This is a genomic window from Actinotalea caeni (genome assembly GCF_009733795.1).
GTDB lineage: Bacteria > Actinomycetota > Actinomycetes > Actinomycetales > Beutenbergiaceae > Pseudactinotalea > Pseudactinotalea caeni.
In genome coordinates this window covers 59336-74987 of the sequence record NZ_WNXX01000013.1, presented here as the reverse complement: position 1 = coordinate 74987, position 15652 = coordinate 59336, and the positions used below count along the sequence as shown (strand labels likewise).

Sequence of the window (15652 nt, the reverse complement as noted above, 5' to 3'; positions counted from 1 at the left end):
ATCGATGAGCGCACCGGCGACCCCGACCCCGCGCGCCGGCGACCCGCCCGCGCGCAAGCGGTACCGGCTGCTGACCGGGCCCGACGACGCCGAGTTCTGCCGACGCGTCAGCGAGGCGCTCGACGACGGCTACGTGCTGCACGGCTCGCCCGCGATCACCTTCGACGGCGAGCGCGCGATCGTGGCGCAGGCCGTCGTGCTGCCGACGGGGGTGGACGCGTGAGCTACGCCGGGGACCTCACGCCCACGCAGGCCTGGGAGCTGCTGAGCAGCGACGCCGACGCGGTGCTCGTGGACGTGCGCACGCAGGCGGAGTGGGTGTTCGTCGGGGTGCCGGACCTGTCGCCGATCGGCAAGCGCGCCGTGCTGGCCGAGTGGAGCACGCTCGGCGCCGGCCCGGACCCGGGCGCGTTCGTGCAGGCGGTGAGCGAGCAGGTCGACCCGGGCACCCCGGTCGTGCTGCTGTGCCGCAGCGGGCACCGCTCCGCGGCGGCCGCGCACGCGCTGACCGCGGCCGGTCTGGGGCCGGCCTACAACGTGACCGACGGCTTCGAGGGGCCGCTCGACGCCGAGGGTCACCGCGGCGCCCGGGGCTGGCGCGCCGACGGTCTGCCCTGGCGGCAGCAGTGAGCCGCCCGGTCCCGCGCTCCGGGCTGCCCGAGGGGCTGGGGCCCGGCACGCTCGCCGTGCGCGGCGGCTTCGAGCGGACCGGGTTCGAGGAGATCGCCGAGCCGATCTTCCTCACCCAGGGCTACTCCTACCCGCGCGCGGCCGACGCCGAGGCCGCGTTCGCCGAGGAGATCGACCGCTTCACCTACAGCCGGTACGGCAACCCGACCGTCAACGCGTTCGAGGAGCGGCTGCGGCTGCTCGAGGGCGCCGAGGCCTGCTACGCCACCGCGACCGGGATGGCGGCGGTGTTCACCGCGCTGGCCGCGGTCGTCGAGCAGGGCAGCCGCGTCGTGGCCAGCCGGGCGCTGTTCGGGTCCACGTTCGTGGTGCTCAACGACATCCTCGGCAAGTGGGGCGTGCGCACCGACTACGTCGACCCGGTCGACGTCGCCGGGTGGGAGCGGGCGCTCGCCGAGCCGGCCGACGTCGTCATCCTCGAGACGCCGTCGAACCCGATGCAGCAGATCGTCGACGTCGCCGCGGTCACCGAGCTGGCGCACCGCGCGGGCGCGCTGGTCATCCTCGACAACGTGTTCGCGACCCCGGTGCTGCAGCGGCCGCTGGAGCTGGGCGTCGACGTCGTCGTGTACTCGGCGACCAAGCACATCGACGGCCAGGGTCGCGTCCTCGGCGGCGCGATCCTCGGGCCGGCGGACTACGTCTACGGGCCGGTGCAGACGATGCTGCGCAACACCGGTCCCAGCCTGTCGGCGTTCAACGCCTGGGTGCTGCTCAAGGGCCTGGAGACGCTCGCCGTGCGGGTGCGCGCGCAGACCGCGGCCGCGCTCGACCTCGCGCGCTGGCTCGAGGAGCAGCCCGCGGTGGCCCGGGTGCACTACCCGTTCCTGGAGTCCCACCCCCAGCACGCGCTCGCGACGGCGCAGATGAAGGGCGGCGGCACGGTCGTCACGTTCGACCTCGACGACGGCGGTCTCGCCGACGACGCGCTCAAGAAGCGCACCTTCGGCTTCCTCGACGCGCTGCGCGTCGTCGACATCTCCAACAACCTCGGCGACGCGAAGTCGCTCGTCACGCACCCCGCGACGACGACGCACCGCAAGCTCGGCCCCGAGGGCCGCGCCGCGTGCGGCATCGCCGAGTCGACGATCCGGCTCTCGGTCGGGCTGGAGGACGTCGACGACCTGCGCGCCGACCTCGCCCAGGCCCTCGCCACCCTCTAGCTCTCAACCCCCTTTCTTCCCAGGAGTGGGTTGAAACCGGTCAGACGACGCCGAAGAGACGGTCGCCGGCGTCGCCGAGGCCGGGGACGATGTAGCCCTTCTCGTTGAGGCGCTCGTCGACCGCGGCGACCACGACGGTGACGTTCGCCTGGTCGCCGATCGCCTGCTCGACGGCTGACAGCCCCTCGGGCGCGGCGAGCAGGCAGATGCAGGTGACGTCGTGCGCGCCCCGCTCCAGCAGGTAGTTGATCGCCGCGATCAGCGTGCCGCCGGTCGCGAGCATCGGGTCGACGACGTAGCACTGGCGGCCCGAGAGGTCCTCGGGGAGACGGTTGGCGTAGGTGACCGCCTCGAGGGTCTCCTCGTCGCGGACCAGCCCGAGGAAGCCGACCTCCGCCGTCGGCAGCAGCCTCGTGATGCCCTCGAGCATGCCGAGCCCCGCACGCAGGATCGGGACGACCATCGCACGCGGCTCCGCCAGCCGCACCCCGGTCATCGACGTCACCGGGGTGGTGATCTCGACCGGCTCGGTCTTCAGCCCACGGGTGGCCTCGTAGGTGAGCAGCGTGACCAGCTCCTCGGTGAGCTGCCGGAACACCGGCGACGACGTGCGCTCGTCGCGGAGCAGCGTGAGCTTGTGCGAGACGAGCGGGTGGTCGGCCACGTGGAGGTGCATGGCCCGCACGATATCCCGCTCGCCCCGCACGCACGCTCAGCTCGGCGCGAGGTCGTCCCGCGCCGCGGTGGTGCGCCGCCCGGCGCCGCGACGCCGCCTCCTGCCGCTCCCCGCCGTGGTCGCGGGTCGGCCGGGCGATCCCGGCAGGTCGGGCAGACTGGCCCCGTGGACGACGAGGAGGCCATGGGCCTGGCGCTCGCGCAGGCGCGGCTGGCTCCCGAGGTGGGCGACGTCCCGATCGGCGCGGTGCTGCTCGACGAGACCGGCGCCGTCGTCGTCGCGACCCACAACCGCCGCGAGGTCGACGGCGACCCGACCGCGCACGCCGAGCTGCTCGCGCTGCGCGAGGCCGGCCGGGCGCGCGGGCGCTGGCACCTCGGCGGCTGCACGCTCGTCGTCACGCTCGAGCCGTGCACGATGTGCGCGGGCGCGATCGTGCTCTCACGCGTGGACCGTGTCGTCTTCGGGGCGTGGGACCCCAAGGCCGGGGCGTGCGGGTCGGTGCTCGACGTCGTCGCCGACCCGCGGCTCAACCACCGACCCGCCGTGACCTCAGGCGTCCGAGCCGACGAGTGCGGTCGACTCCTCAAGGACTTCTTCGCCGCCCGCCGGCGCTGACGCGGCCCGCGTGACCGGCGCCTCCTCGGGCACGACCCGGACGGCGCCCTTGTCGGCCGACTGCGCGAACGCCGCGTAGGCGCGCAGCGCCGCCGACACCGGGCGCACCCGGTCCCGCGGCCGGTAGCCGCCGCCGGCCTCCAGCGCCGCGCGCCGGCGCTCCAGCTCGGCCTCGGGCACGTCGAGCGAGATCGACCGGGTGGGGATGTCGATCGAGACGATGTCGCCGTCCTCGGCGAGGGCGATCACGCCGCCGGCGGCCGCCTCGGGCGAGACGTGCCCGATCGACAGCCCGGAGGTGCCGCCGGAGAACCGGCCGTCGGTGACCAGCGCGCACACCTTGCCGAGCCCGCGACCCTTGAGGAACGACGTCGGGTAGAGCATCTCCTGCATGCCCGGGCCGCCCTTGGGACCCTCGTAGCGGATGACGACGACGTCGCCCTCCCGCACCTCCTTGGCGAGGATCTTCTGCACCGCCTCGTCCTGCGACTCGCACACGACGGCCGGGCCGGAGAAGGTCCAGATCGAGGGGTCGACGCCCGCGGTCTTGACGACGGCGCCGTCGACCGCGAGGTTGCCGCGCAGCACCGCGAGGCCGCCGTCGGCGGAGTAGGCGTGCGCGACGTCGCGGATGCAGCCGGCGGCGGCGTCGGTGTCGAGGTCGGTCCAGCGGGCCGACTGCGAGAACGCCGTCGAGGAGCGCTGCCCGCCCGGGGCGGCGTGCCACAGCTCGATCGCCTCGTCGGTGGCCTTGCCGCCGCGCACGTCCCAGTCGTCGAGCCACGCGCCGAGGGTGGTGCTGTGGATCGTGTGCACGTCCTCGTCGAGGAGGCCGCCGCGGCGCAGCTCGCCCAGCAGCGCCGGGATGCCGCCGGCGCGGTGCACGTCCTCCATGTAGTAGGTGCGGTCGCCCGCGACGTTCGGCGCCACCTTCGCCAGGCACGGCACACGGCGCGAGATCGCGTCGATCTCGTCCAGGCCGAACGCGACGCCGGCCTCGTGGGCCGCGGCCAGCAGGTGCAGGATCGTGTTGGTCGAGCCGCCCATCGCGATGTCGAGGGCCATCGCGTTGCCGAACGCGGCCGGCGTGGCGATGCTGCGCGGCAGCACGGTCTCGTCGTCGCCGTCGTAGTAGCGGCGGGTGATGTCGACGACGAGCTCGCCGGCCTTCTCGTAGAGCGCGCGGCGGGCGGTGTGGGTGGCCAGCACCGACCCGTTGCCGGGCAGCGACAGCCCGATCGCCTCGGTGAGGCAGTTCATCGAGTTGGCCGTGAACATGCCCGAGCAGGAGCCGCAGGTGGGGCAGGCCGCCTCCTCGATGCGGGCGATGTCGGCGTCGGAGACGTTCTCGTTGACGGCCTCCGAGATCGCGTCGACAAGGTCGAGCGTGCGCACCGAGCCGTCGGTGAGGGTGGTGCGACCGGACTCCATCGGGCCGCCGGAGACGAACACGGTCGGGATGTTCAGCCGCAGCGCGGCCAGCAGCATGCCGGGCGTGATCTTGTCGCAGTTGGAGATGCACACCAGGGCGTCGGCGCAGTGCGCGTTGACCATGTACTCGACCGAGTCGGCGATGAGGTCGCGGCTGGGCAGCGAGTAGAGCATGCCGCCGTGGCCCATCGCGATGCCGTCGTCGACGGCGATCGTGTTGAACTCGCGCGGGATGCCGCCCGCGGCGCTGATCGCGTCGGAGACGATGCGGCCCACGGGCGCCAGGTGCGTGTGCCCGGGTACGAACTCGGTGAACGAGTTCGCGACGGCGATGATCGGCTTGCGGCCCAGGTCGGCACCGGCGACGCCGGCCGCGCGGAACAGCGCGCGCGCCCCTGCCATGTTGCGACCGTGGGTGACCGTGCGAGAGCGATAGTCCGGCATCGGACCATCACGCCACACCCGCGCTCGCGGCGGAAGATGCCGCTGGCAGTAGTACTCGCAGTACCATCAACCGTGATCAGGCCACGCACGCCCCGGCGCGAGCAGCTGGGGGAGTTCCTCACCCGGCGCCGCCGCGCGATGGCGCGCTCGGCCGTCGGGCTGCCGCCGGCGCGGGGACGCACCGCGGGGCTGAGCCGCGAGGAGGTCGCGACGCTCGCCGGCGTCAGCGGCACCTGGTACACGTGGCTGGAGCAGGGGCGCGACATCAACGTCTCCCGGCAGGTGCTCACCGCCGTCGCGCGGGTGCTCGACCTGACCGCGGCCGAGACCGACTTCGTGCTCGCGCTCGCCGAGCGATCCGAGGTCCCGCTCGACGACGAGCCGGTCGCGATGCCCGCGGCGCTGCAGCACCTGCTGGACGCGCTCGACTTCCCGGCGTTCGCGCTCGCGACCGACTGGTCGATCGTCGGCTGGAACGCCGGTTACGCGTGGCTGTACCCGCCGATCGGCGAGCTCGACGCGAGCGACCGCAACCTGCTCTGGCTCGTCTACACCGACCCCCGGCTGCGCGACCTGCTGCCCGACTGGGAGCAGGACAGCCGCCGCTTCCTCGCCGAGTTCCGCGCCGAGTCGGGGGTGCGGCTGAGCGCGCCGCGGCACAAGGCGCTCGTGGACCGGCTGAGTGCCGCCAGCGCGGACTTCCGCACCCAGTGGGCCGAGCTGACGATCGAGCGGTTCGCCTCCCGCCGCCGCACCTTCCGCCACCCCGACGGCGACCTGCTCACCTTCGAGCACCACCGCCTCGTCCCGTCCGAGGCCCCCGACCTCCACGTCGTCATGTACGTCCCGGTGGAGGGCTGACGGCGGGAGCAGCTGCCGCAGCGCGCCCGCCCAGCGCCCGCCGGCCTGCCAGCGCGCGAACTCGTAGCGTGGTGCCCAGCTCGTAGCGTGCACCGTACGAGCTCGGCAGACAGGTACGAGCTCGCGTCGGGGACGTCGGGGTGCCCGTGCTCGTGCTCGCGCCCGGGCCCGGGCGCCCGCGCGCCGATCCCGCTGCTCGTCGTCGCCAGCCTCGCGCTCGACGACGGAGCGCCCGCCGAGCCGTCAGCCGCCGTCGCCCAGGCGGTCCCGTGCGATCAGTGCGGCCTGTACGCGCGAGGCGACGCCGAGCTTGCCGAGCACGCGCGAGACGTGGGTCTTCGCGGTGGCCTCGGAGATGGCGAGGTCCTGGGCGATCTGGGCGTTCGACAGCCCGCGCCCCAGCGCCGCGAGCACCTCGCGCTCGCGGTCGGTGAGCTCGGCGAGCGCGCGGTCGACGTCGTCCGGGGTCTCGCCGCGCGGCTCGCCCCGGCCCGCGACCGCGGCGTCGAGCACGCGCCGCACCACCTCGGGCGCGAGCGCACCGTCGCCCGCGGCCACCCGGCGTACGGCCGTCAGCAGCTCGTCGGGGGTGGCGGTCTTGAGCAGGAACCCCGCCGCGCCCGCGCGCAGCGCCCCGAACACCGCGTCGTCGAGGTCGAAGGTGGTCAGCACCAGCACCTCCGCCAGCCCCTCGGCGACGACCTGCCGGGTCGCCTCGATGCCGTCGACGCCGGGCATCCGCACGTCCATGAGCACGACGTCGGGCCGCAGTGCCCGCGCGTTCGTGACCGCGGCGGCGCCGTCGCTCGCCTCGCCGACCACGTGCACGTCGGGCGCGGCGTCGAGGACCATCCGCAGCCCCGCGCGCACCGCGGCGTGGTCGTCGGCGAGCAGCACCCGCACTAGCCCGCCGGCAGGCGTGCCGTCACCGTCCATGTCCCCTCCGTCGTCTCGATCTCCAGCGTGCCGCCCACCGCGTGCGCACGCTCCCTCATGCTCGTCAGACCGAGCCCGTCGCCGTCCGCGACCACCCGGTCGACGGCGTTGCTCACCACGATCTCGACCGTGCCGTCCTCGCGCGCGAGCCCGACCTCGACGGTGCCGGGGCGGCCGTGCCGGGTCGCGTTGGTCAGCGCCTCCTGCAGCAGCCGGTACCCGGCCCGGTCGACCGCGGGGGGCAGGGGTGCCAGGCCGGCCGGGTCGACGCCGTCGCCGTCGGCGCCGAAGCGCGCGAGCAGCTCGCCGCCGTCCTCGGTGAGCGCCGGCGCCGCCGGCTCCTGCTCGCCCTCCGCGGTCAGCACCTCGATCATCGCCCGCAGCTCGCCGAGCGCGTGCAGCCCGGACTCGCGGACGGCGGCGAGCGACTCCCGGTCCCCCGGCCCGGGCGGCGCGGCGAGCGCGGCCCCTGCCCGGATGACCAGCGCGCTCACGTCACCGGCGACGGCGTCGTGCAGCTCCCGCGCCATCCGGGACCGCTCGGCCTGCACCGCGCTGCGGCGCTCGGCGTCCTGGGCGCGTGCCCGCTCGGCCGCGCGCGCGGCCTCGAGGTCGGCGCGCGCCTGCGCGGAGGCGGCCAGCTCGGTGCGGTGCCGCACGTCGACCGCCCACCAGACCGGGATGAGCAGCATCGCGGCCAGCTGCAGCGCTATCGCGGCGACCGCCCGCAGCGGCAGCCCGGACAGCGCCGCGGCGAGCGTGCCGCCCGCGATGATCACGCCGCTGCCGAACCGCACCGCGCGGCGCAGCGGCCAGGAGCCGAACCGCTCGGCCGAGTAGATGGCGTCGAACAGCACGACCAGCACCGCGAGCGAGCCGCCGATGACGGCGTCGGCCGCGAACGCCGCCACGACGACCGCCATCGTGATCGCGGGGTGCGAGCGGCGCACGGTGGTGGCCGCGCACCCCACCGCCAGCGGCACCAGGTGCCACCAGGCCGGGGCGCCGACCGGCGCGTCGGTCCACACCTCGGTGAGGCCGATCGCGATCATGAGCGAGCCACCGAGGAACGTGACGAGCGCGGTCAGCGGGCCGGGGTCGTCGGAGTACTCCCGGCCCAGTCGCCTCAGCAGCGCGCCCAGCCTGCTCACCCTGCTCACCCGACCCATCCCAGCACAGCCGCCTCCGCGCGGTGTCGGTCGAAGGATGTACGGCGCCCGCTGCGGGATCGGGCCATCGGCGGACGCGCGCGGGGCGTAGGCCGCGCGACGCTGAGGTCATGCCCACCGATCTGCTCGCCCCGCTCGTCGGTCTCGCGCTGGTCGACTCCACGAGCTTCGGCACGCTGCTCATCCCGCTCTGGCTCATGCTCGCGCCGGGGCGGCTGCGGGTGCACCGCGTGCTGCTGTTCCTCGGCACGGTCGCCACGTACTACCTCGTGCTGGGGATCGCGCTGCTCGCGGGGGCGACCCGCCTCGCCGACGCGCTCGGCGACTTCCTCGCGACCCCGACCGCCGCCTGGCTCCAGCTCGCGCTCGGGGTGGGCCTGTTCGTGCTGTCGTTCCGGATCGGGCGGGAGGAGAAGCCGGCCGAGCAGCAGGCGCCCGCCGAGCAGCACGCCGTCGCGCACGCGGGTGCCGCGGGCGGGCCGGTCACGCCGTGGGCGCCGGCGGCCGAGCCCCGCCCGGGGCGTGTCACGCGGTGGCGCGCCCGCGCGATGACCGCCGAGGGCGCCGGCTCGCTCGCCGCGCTCGTCGGGCTGGCGCTGGGCGCCGCGGCGATCGAGACGGCCAGCATGATCCCGTACCTGACGGCGATCGGGCTGCTCACGGCGTCGGACCTCGACCTGGCCGGCGGTGCCGTCGTGCTGGTCGGCTACTGCCTCGTGATGATCCTGCCGGCGCTGGTGCTGCTCGCCGGTCGGGTGCTCGCCTATCGCTGGCTCGAGCCGCCGCTGCGCCGGTTCGAGGGGTGGATGACGCGCTCGGCCGCCTCGACGACCGGGTGGGTCGTCGGGATCCTCGGGTTCCTCATCGCCCGTGACGCGCTGACGCGCACGGGGCTGCTGGAGATGCTCGACCGGGTCGGCTGATCAGTCCGGGACGGGCCCGACGGCGGCCGGCTCCGGCGGCTTCCAGCCGCCCGCGGCCAGCGCCTCCTCGATCGGGGTGTCGCCGTTGTTGAACTCGTAGATCTTGCCGATGGTGCGCGGGTTGGCGATCGTCGCGGCGATGACCGCCGCGACGTCGCCGCGGCTCACCGAGCCCTTCTCCTGGTCGGTGCCGACGCTGATCCGGCCGGTGGGCTCGTCGTCGGTGAGCCTGGACGGGCGCAGGATCGTCCACGCGAGGTCGGTGACGGCGAGGTGGCCGTCGGCGATCGACTTCGCCTGCGCGTAGGGGAAGAACGAGGAGTCGGGCGGCACGTCGTGCTCGGGCCCGGCGCCGAAGTAGCTGACCATGACGAAGCGGTGCACGCCCGCGGCGGATGCCGCGTCCATGGTGCGGATCGCCGCGTCGCGGTCGACGGCGTAGGTGCGGGAGGGGTCGCCGCCGCCGGCCCCCGCGGTCCAGACCACCACCTTGCGGCCGCGCAGGGCGTCGGTGATGTGACGCCGGTCCAGCTGCTCGACGTCGGAGATCATCGGGTGCGCCCCGGTCTCGGCGACCGCGGCCATGTGGTCGGGGTTGCGGATCCACGCGTGCACGTCGTGACCTGCCTCGACCAGCAGCGGCAGCAGGCGCAGCGCGACCTTGCCGTGGCCTCCGACGACTGCGATGTTCGCCATGCTCCGACCGTACGGCCTTCCGCGCGGTCGCGGGGGCGAGTCGACGGCGTCGCCGCGGGCGGCGCCCGGGTCCCGGACCTCACGGGACGTCAGGAGGCGCCGTCGAGGCGCTTCTCCATCCGGTAGTTCGTCATCGTCACGCCCTGCGTCACCGGGTGCTGCTCGGCGAGCACGACGAACCCGTGCTTGGCGAAGAACGGCCGGGCGGTCACGCTCACGTCGGCGTGCAGCCGCTCGAGGCCGCGCTTCCGGGCCCGCTGCTCGACGTGCCTGATCAGCGCCGACGCGACACCGCGGCGGGCGAACCGGGGCGAGGTGAACATCATGTCGACGTAGCCGGTGTCGCTGACGTCGGAGAACCCCGCGACGTGGGTGCCCACGCAGGCGACGACGCTGCCGCGGGCCTGCATCGCCTCGTGCCACGCGGGCACGGACCGCTGCCCGGGGCGCGCCCACGCCTGCACCTGCTCGGGCGTGTAGTCGGCCGCGGCGGTGCGCGTGATCGCGTCGACGAAGATCTGCAGCGTCGCCTCGGCGTCCTCGGGCCGGTAGTCACGGACGGTCACGGGGGTGGGGTCGTCGGCGGGCACCGGGCGATGGTGCCAGAGGGCCTCAGGACAGGTCGAGCGCACGGGCCAGCGGCACCCCGGGTCGGTAGGCGAGGTGGCGGTAGGAGGGCGCGTCGAGCACGGTGAGGTCGGCGCACGCCCCCACCCGCAGGTGCCCGACGTCGTCGCGTCGCAGCGCCTGTGCGCCGCCCAGCGTCGCCGCCCGCAGCGCCTCCGCCGTCGTCATCCGCATCTCGCGGACCGCGAGCGCGATCGCGAGCGGCATCGAGGAGGAGAAGCCGCTGCCGGGGTTGCAGTCGGTCGCGAGCGCGACGACGGCGCCCGCTGCCAGCAACCGCCGCGCGTCGGGGTAGGGGGAGCGGGTCGAGAACTCGATCGTCGGCAGCAGGGTGGCCACCGTGGTGCCCGCGGCGAGGGCGTCGATGTCGGCGTCGGACAGGTGGGTGCAGTGGTCGGCGCTGGCGGCGCCGAGCTCGACCGCGAGCCGCACGCCCGGACCTGCGCCCAGCTGGTTGGCGTGCACGCGCAGGCCCAGCCCGGCCCGCTGCCCGGCGAGCAGGACCTCGCGCGCGGCGTCGCCGTCGAACGCGGTGGCCGACGCCGGCTCGCAGAACACGTCGACCCACCGCGCGTGCGGCGCGCAGGCGGCGAGCATCTCGCCGGTGACGAGGTCGAGGTAGTCGCGCTCGCGGCCGCGGTGCTCGGGCGGGACGACGTGTGCGCCGAGGTAGGTGACCTCGTCGGTGACCTCCCCGGCCAGCCGCAACGACCGCACCTCGTCGGCGACGGCGAGCCCGTACCCGCTCTTCACCTCGATCGTCGTGGTGCCCTGCGACCGCATCTCCGCGACGAGCCGGACGAGGTTCGCGCGCAGCTGGTCGTCGGTCGCGGCGCGCGTGGCGGCGACCGTGCTCGCGATGCCGCCGCCGTCGTAGGGCCGGCCCGCCATGCGCGCCTCGAACTCCTCGGCGCGGTCGCCGGCGAACACCAGGTGGGTGTGGGAGTCGACGAAACCGGGGATGACCGCGCGGCCGGCGAGGTCGATCACGCGGTCGGCCGCGGGCGCGTGCCGGGCGGGTCCGGTCCAGGCCACCCGGCCGTCCTCGACCACCACGGCGGCGTCGGTGACGACCCCGAGGTCGCTGGTGAAGCGCTCGTCGTGCGTGACGAGCTCGCCGATGCCGGTGACGACGGTGCTCACGTGTCCTCCCAGAGTGGTGCGACGGCGTCGGCCAGCAGGGCGCCCACGTCGCCGAGCCGGTGCACGCCGTCGCGGACGATCGTCTCGCCCGCGACGACGACCGTGCGCACGTCCGCGCCGGTCGCGACCTGCACCGTCTGGGCCGGGTCGGTGCCCGCGGTGCGCGGCGTGGCGAGGTCGAGCGCGACGAGGTCGGCGGGTGCGCCCGGCTCCAGCCGACCCCCGGGCTGGCCGAGGGCGCGGCGGCCGTGCTCGGTCGCGGCGCGCAGCAGCGCCGCCGGGCCGAGGCCGGCGCGCTCGCCGGTGCGCAGCCGCTCGTGGGCGTCGAGCCGCTGCGCCTCGACCAGGACGTCGCTGGTCACGTGCTGGTCGGTGCCCAGGCAGAGCGGGCTGCCGGCCGCCGTCAGCGCGGGGAACGGCCCGATCCCGTCGGCGAGGTCGGCCTCGGTGGTCGGGCACGCGCAGACGGCGGTGCCGCTGCTCCCGAGCAGCCCGATGTCGGCCGGGGTCAGGTGGATCGCGTGCACCGCCGTCGTGCGCGGGCCGAGCACGCCGTGGTCGGCGAGCAGCCGGGTCGGGGTGATGCCGTAGGCGGCGCGGCAGGCGTCGTTCTCGGCCGGCTGCTCCGACAGGTGCACGTGCAGCGGCGCGCCGGCCGCCGCGGCGACCACGGTGCCGAGCGCCGCGGCGGGCACCGCGCGCACCGAGTGGATCGCGGCCCCGACGACGACCCGCTCGCCCGCGAGCGTCCGCACGCCCTCGTGCCGGGCGGCCCAGCGCTCGGCGTCGCCGTCGGAGAACCGCCGCTGCTCCGGCGCGAGCGGCATTGACCCGGTGGCGTCCAGGCCGCCGGCGAGGTAGCAGGTGTCGAGCAGCGTGAGGCGGACGCCGGCGTCGGCTGCTGCCTGGACGAGCGCGGCGGCCATGGCGTGCGGGTCGTCGTAGGGAGCCCCGTCGGGGCGGTGGTGCAGGTAGTGGAGCTCGCCGACGGAGGTGGTCCCGGCGAGCGCCATCTCGGCGTAGGCGGCGCGCGCGAGGGCGAGGTAGCGGTCGGGGTCGAGCCGTGCCGCGACCGCGTACATCCGTTCCCGCCAGGTCCAGAACGTGCCGCCGTCGTCGTGGGTGCGGCCGCGCAGCGCCCGGTGGAACACGTGCGAGTGGGCGTTCGCGAGCCCGGGCAGGACGAGGCCGGCGAGCCGCTCGTCGCCGGGCTCCGCGTCGGCGTCGCGCTCGACGGCGGCGATCGCCCCACCCTCGACGACCAGCCGCACCCGAGCCGCCACGCCGTCGGGCAGCTGCGCGTGCTCGCACCAGAAGGTCACGCCAGCTCCTCGACCACCGCGGCGAGCGCGGCGATGCCCGCGACGCAGTCGGCGTCCTCGGCGTGCTCCTCGGGGCTGTGGCTGACGCCGGTCGGGTTGCGGACGAACAGCATCGCGCTGCGCACGCCCGCGGCGGCGAGGATGCCGGCGTCGTGGCCGGCGCCGGTCGGCAGCACCGGGACGTCGCCGAGCAGCGCCGCGAGCCGGTCCCGCAGCGGCACGTCGAAGTCGGTCGACGGCGTCCAGGACTCCTCGGCCGCCGGGACGCCGACGGCGTCGCTCACTTCCGCGACGACGCGGCGCACCGCGTCGGGGTCGGCGCCGCGGGCGTCCAGCCAGGCGGTGACGCGCGAGGGGATCGCGTTGACGCCGTTCGGGCGCACGTCGACCTTGCCGATGGTGGCGAGGCTGCCGTGCCGCTCGGCGGCGGCGCGCGCGGTGGCGACCGCGGTCGCGAGCGGCAGCATCGGGTCGTCGCGGTCGGCGAGCCGGGTGGTGCCGGCGTGGTCGGCGCGGCCCGCGAGGTCGAGCCGCCAGCGGCCGTGCGGCCAGATCGCGCTCGCGACCCCGACCGCGGCGTCGTCGTCGATCAGCGCGCGGCCCTGCTCGACGTGCAGCTCGACGAACGTGCCGACCCGTCGCAGCGTCTCCTCGTCGCGGCCGACGTGCGCAGGGTCGACCCCGGCCGCGGCCATCGCCTCGGCGACGCTGGTGCCCTGGGCGTCGGTGAGCGCGCGACCGCGGTCGGGGTCGAGCACCCCGGTGAGCAGCCGCGACCCGGCGCACGCGACCCCGAACCGGGCGCCCTCCTCGTCGGCGAAGCACGCGATCCCGACCGGGCGGGCCGGCGCGCGGCCTCTCGCGCGCAGCAGCTCCAGCGCCGCGAACGCCGAGACGACCCCGAGCGGGCCGTCGTACGCGCCGCCGTCGGGCACCGAGTCCAGGTGCGAGCCGAGCACGAGCGGGGCGGCGCCGTCGGCGACCGCGGCGTCCGGGTCGCCCGACCACGCCCACAGGTTGCCGACCCGGTCGGTCACGACCTCCATGCCGAGCGCTCCCGCGCGGGCCGTGAACCACGCGCGCAGCGTCGCGTCCTCGCGGGTCCATGCGAACCGCCGGTAGCCGCCCGAGCGCGGGTCGCGTCCGATCCCTGCCAACGCGTCCCAGTCGGCCCGGAACGCCGCCTCGGCGACCGCGCGGCCGTCGTCGGGCACCTCAGCCCTCCCGCATGGGGACGCGGACACCGCGCTCGGCGGCGACCTGCTCGGCGCGCTCGTAGCCGGCGTCGACGTGCCGCACGACGCCCATGCCCGGGTCGTTGGTGAGCACCCGCTCGAGCTTGGCGGCCGCGAGGTCGGTGCCGTCGGCGAGGCTGACCTGGCCGGCGTGGATCGAGCGGCCGATGCCGACGCCGCCGCCGTGGTGGATCGAGACCCAGGTGGCGCCCGACGACGCGGCGGTGAGCGCGTTCAGCAGCGGCCAGTCCGCGATGGCGTCGGAGCCGTCGAGCATGTCCTCGGTCTCCCGGTACGGGGAGGCGACCGAGCCGGCGTCGAGGTGGTCGCGGCCGATGACGACCGGTGCGCTGATCTCGCCGGCAGCGACGAGCTCGTTGAAGCGCAGCCCGGCCTTGTCGCGCTCGCCGTAGCCGAGCCAGCAGATCCGGGCGGGCAGCCCCTGGTAGGCGACCCGCTCCTGCGCGGCCGTGATCCAGCGGCGCAGGTGGTCGTCGTCGGGGAAGAGGTCGAGCACGGCGCGGTCGGTGACGGCGATGTCGGCCGGGTCGCCCGAGAGCGCCGCCCACCGGAACGGGCCCTTGCCCTCGCAGAACAGCGGGCGGATGTAGGCGGGCACGAAGCCAGGGAAGTCGAACGCCCGCGGGTAGCCGCCGAGGCGGGCCTCGTCGCGGATCGAGTTGCCGTAGTCGAACACCTCGGCGCCGGCGTCGAGGAACCCGACCATCGCCTCGACGTGGTGCGCCATCGACTCCCGCGCCCGGTCGGTGAACTCCTCGGGCTTGCGCTCGGCGTAGTCGTGCCACTCCTCGAGCGCGACGCCCTCGGGCAGATAGGAGAGCGGGTCGTGCGCCGAGGTCTGGTCGGTGACGACGTCGATCTCGACGCCGCGCCGCAGCAGCTCGGGGAAGACCTCGGCGGCGTTGCCGACCAGCCCGACGCTCAGCGGCCGCCGCTCCCGCCGCGCGGTGGTGCAGCGCTCGACGGCGTCGTCCAGGTCGTCGGCGACGACGTCGAGGTAGCGGTGCTCGACGCGGCGACGCAGCCGCGCCGGGTCGACGTCGACGACGAGGCACACGCCCTCGTTGAGCGTCACCGCGAGCGGCTGCGCACCGCCCATGCCGCCGCAGCCGCCGGTGAGCGTGAGCGTGCCGGCGAGGGTGCCGCCGAACCGCTTGGCGGCGACGGCGGCGAACGTCTCGTAGGTGCCCTGCAGGATGCCCTGCGTGCCGATGTAGATCCAGGACCCGGCGGTCATCTGCCCGTACATCGTGAGCCCGAGGTGCTCCAGACGGCGGAACTCCGGCCAGGTGGCCCAGTCGCCCACGAGGTTGGAGTTGGCGATCAGCACCCGCGGCGCCCACTCGTGGGTGCGGAGCACCGCGACCGGGCGACCGGACTGCACGAGCATCGTCTCGTCGTCGGCCAGCGTGGTGAGCGTGCGGACCATGGCGTCGAAGCTCGCCCAGTCCCGCGCCGCCCGCCCGGTGCCGCCGTAGACGACGAGGTCGTCCGGGCGCTCGGCGACCTCGGGGTCGAGGTTGTTCATCAGCATCCGCAGCGGCGCCTCTGTGCTCCAGCTGCGGGCGGTCAGGGTGGTGCCCCGAGGGGCGCGGACGGGCCGTGCACCTTCCATGCCCGTCAACCTAGCCACGGCCCCCGGCGCCCGTCAGGCGGTCGGGGCGGCGGCCCCGCCCCGCCGCTGTCAACCCGCTTCT

At 75.3% G+C, this 15652-nt stretch carries 16 protein-coding genes; 6 read left to right on the top strand and 10 right to left on the bottom strand.

Annotated features, from left to right (window positions below; all coding sequences use genetic code 11):
* Positions 1-4: 4 nt before the first annotated feature.
* Genes GPA02_RS12450 through GPA02_RS12440 form a run of 3 tightly spaced genes read left to right on the top strand, consistent with a single transcriptional unit; the run spans position 5 to position 1853 of the window.
* Positions 5-223: a DUF1737 domain-containing protein gene (locus GPA02_RS12450; RefSeq protein ID WP_156200393.1), complete on the top strand. Its 219-nt coding sequence runs from the start codon at positions 5-7 to the stop codon at positions 221-223.
* The gene (locus tag GPA02_RS12445; RefSeq protein WP_156200392.1) at positions 220-630 is read left to right on the top strand and encodes a rhodanese-like domain-containing protein; all 411 of its coding nucleotides are present in this window, start codon (positions 220-222) and stop codon (positions 628-630) included. The genes GPA02_RS12450 and GPA02_RS12445 overlap by 4 nt, the downstream gene beginning before the upstream one ends.
* Complete coding sequence (locus GPA02_RS12440; RefSeq protein ID WP_156200391.1) at positions 627-1853, top strand: O-succinylhomoserine sulfhydrylase; 1227 nt, start codon at positions 627-629, stop codon at positions 1851-1853. The genes GPA02_RS12445 and GPA02_RS12440 overlap by 4 nt, the downstream gene beginning before the upstream one ends.
* 40 nt (positions 1854-1893) lie before the next feature.
* Here the strand turns inward: GPA02_RS12440 and upp are convergent, their stop codons facing one another.
* A complete protein-coding gene (upp, locus tag GPA02_RS12435; RefSeq protein WP_156200390.1) occupies positions 1894-2529 on the bottom strand; it encodes a uracil phosphoribosyltransferase in 636 nt (211 codons plus the stop codon).
* Between the two features lie 165 nt (positions 2530-2694).
* Here upp and tadA point away from each other — a divergent pair, with 165 nt between their 5' ends.
* Positions 2695-3147: a tRNA adenosine(34) deaminase TadA gene (tadA, locus tag GPA02_RS12430; protein WP_275689724.1), complete on the top strand. Its 453-nt coding sequence runs from the start codon at positions 2695-2697 to the stop codon at positions 3145-3147.
* Here the strand turns inward: tadA and ilvD are convergent.
* The gene (ilvD, locus tag GPA02_RS12425; protein WP_156200389.1) at positions 3082-5022 is read right to left on the bottom strand and encodes a dihydroxy-acid dehydratase; all 1941 of its coding nucleotides are present in this window, start codon (positions 5020-5022) and stop codon (positions 3082-3084) included. The two genes, tadA and ilvD, sit on opposite strands and share 66 nt — an antisense overlap.
* 72 nt (positions 5023-5094) lie before the next feature.
* On the opposite strand from ilvD, the gene GPA02_RS12420 reads away from it, so the two are divergent.
* Positions 5095-5883, top strand: a complete 789-nt coding sequence (locus tag GPA02_RS12420; protein WP_240134026.1) for a helix-turn-helix transcriptional regulator — start codon at positions 5095-5097, stop codon at positions 5881-5883.
* 243 nt (positions 5884-6126) lie between these two features.
* On the opposite strand, the gene GPA02_RS12415 is transcribed toward GPA02_RS12420, so the two are convergent.
* Positions 6127-6819, bottom strand: a complete 693-nt coding sequence (locus tag GPA02_RS12415) for a response regulator (protein WP_156200387.1) — start codon at positions 6817-6819, stop codon at positions 6127-6129.
* The gene (locus GPA02_RS12410) at positions 6786-7979 is read right to left on the bottom strand and encodes a sensor histidine kinase (protein WP_204986603.1); all 1194 of its coding nucleotides are present in this window, start codon (positions 7977-7979) and stop codon (positions 6786-6788) included. The genes GPA02_RS12415 and GPA02_RS12410 overlap by 34 nt, the downstream gene beginning before the upstream one ends.
* Before the next feature lie 119 nt (positions 7980-8098).
* On the opposite strand from GPA02_RS12410, the gene GPA02_RS12405 reads away from it, so the two are divergent.
* Complete coding sequence (locus tag GPA02_RS12405) at positions 8099-8911, top strand: GAP family protein (RefSeq protein WP_156200385.1); 813 nt, start codon at positions 8099-8101, stop codon at positions 8909-8911.
* Here GPA02_RS12405 and GPA02_RS12400 read toward each other — a convergent pair whose 3' ends face one another.
* The 6 genes from GPA02_RS12400 to hutU form a co-directional block, all read right to left on the bottom strand.
* Entirely contained in the window at positions 8912-9607 is a 696-nt protein-coding gene (locus tag GPA02_RS12400) for an SDR family oxidoreductase (RefSeq protein ID WP_156200384.1), read from the bottom strand.
* 89 nt (positions 9608-9696) lie between these two features.
* Positions 9697-10197, bottom strand: coding sequence for a GNAT family N-acetyltransferase (locus GPA02_RS12395; RefSeq protein WP_156200383.1), 501 nt, complete (start codon positions 10195-10197; stop codon positions 9697-9699).
* A 22-nt stretch (positions 10198-10219) separates the two neighbouring features.
* The gene (gene hutI, locus GPA02_RS12390; protein ID WP_156200382.1) at positions 10220-11377 is read right to left on the bottom strand and encodes an imidazolonepropionase; all 1158 of its coding nucleotides are present in this window, start codon (positions 11375-11377) and stop codon (positions 10220-10222) included.
* Positions 11374-12699, bottom strand: coding sequence for a formimidoylglutamate deiminase (locus tag GPA02_RS12385; protein ID WP_156200381.1), 1326 nt, complete (start codon positions 12697-12699; stop codon positions 11374-11376). The genes hutI and GPA02_RS12385 overlap by 4 nt, the downstream gene beginning before the upstream one ends.
* A complete protein-coding gene (locus GPA02_RS12380; RefSeq protein WP_156200380.1) occupies positions 12696-13913 on the bottom strand; it encodes an allantoate amidohydrolase in 1218 nt (405 codons plus the stop codon). Before GPA02_RS12380 ends, GPA02_RS12385 begins: the two co-directional genes overlap by 4 nt.
* A gap of 1 nt (position 13914) precedes the next feature.
* Positions 13915-15570, bottom strand: coding sequence for a urocanate hydratase (gene hutU, locus GPA02_RS12375; RefSeq protein WP_156200379.1), 1656 nt, complete (start codon positions 15568-15570; stop codon positions 13915-13917).
* Positions 15571-15652 lie beyond the last annotated feature (82 nt).